The organism is Dechloromonas sp. H13, from assembly GCF_009469615.1.
In the GTDB taxonomy this organism is placed as follows: domain Bacteria; phylum Pseudomonadota; class Gammaproteobacteria; order Burkholderiales; family Rhodocyclaceae; genus Azonexus.
On sequence record NZ_SSXX01000063.1, the window covers coordinates 1 to 1,007 of the forward strand.

A 1,007-nucleotide genomic window follows, 5' to 3' on the forward strand; every position below is an offset into this window, starting at 1 on the left:
AGGTTTTACAAAAAAAAAATAGTGTAGTACATTTGATTTAATTCAAAGCAAAACTAAAATTGAATACAAAAAAAGCCCCGTAGACGCCAATCTACGAGACACGCAAAACTTATCCGGTTCTGTTGCAAAGTTTTAAATCTACTATCAAATAAGGTAGAATAATAGAAAAAGATAGCAGGAGGAATGACGATGAATCATTTTAAAGGAAAGCAATTTCAGCAGGATGTGATTATTGTAGCCGTGGGCTACTATCTTCGTTATAACCTTAGCTATCGTGAAGTTCAAGAAATCTTATATGATCGTGGCATTAACGTTTCTCATACGACGATTTATCGTTGGGTGCAAGAATATGGCAAACTACTCTATCAAATTTGGAAAAAGAAAAATAAAAAATCCTTTTATTCATGGAAAATGGATGAAACGTACATCAAAATTAAAGGAAAATGGCATTATTTGTATCGAGCCATCGATGCAGATGGTTTAACCTTGGATATTTGGTTACGTAAAAAACGGGACACACAAGCAGCCTATGCTTTTCTTAAGCGGTTAGTGAAGCAGTTTGATGAACCGAAGGTTGTAGTCACAGATAAAGCCCCCTCTATTACAAGTGCCTTTAAGAAACTAAAAGAATACGGCTTTTATCAAGGGACAGAACATCGTACCATTAAATACCTGAATAATTTGATTGAACAAGACCATCGTCCAGTAAAGAGACGCAATAAATTCTATCGAAGTTTACGCACTGCCTCTACCACGATTAAAGGCATGGAAGCCATTCGAGGATTATATAAGAAAACCCGAAAAGAAGGCACTCTCTTCGGGTTTTCGGTCTGTACTGAAATCAAGGTATTATTGGGAATCCCAGCTTAAATCATAGATACCGTAAGGGATTTTATTCTTTATTTAAAACTTTGCAACAGAACCCTTAAAGCGACAAAAACCACGAGCAGGTCCATTCATCCTCAAACCTCGGTGATCTTCGCGGTTTAACACCATCAGAAGAAATG

1 protein-coding gene is annotated in these 1,007 nt (G+C 36.5%); it reads left to right on the forward strand.

The window, feature by feature from the left end:
• Positions 1-189: 189 nt before the first annotated feature.
• On the forward strand, positions 190-870 hold the full coding sequence (locus tag GH660_RS17820) for an IS6-like element IS1216 family transposase (RefSeq protein ID WP_001015311.1): 681 nt from the start codon (positions 190-192) through the stop codon (positions 868-870).
• Positions 871-1,007: the final 137 nt, after the last annotated feature.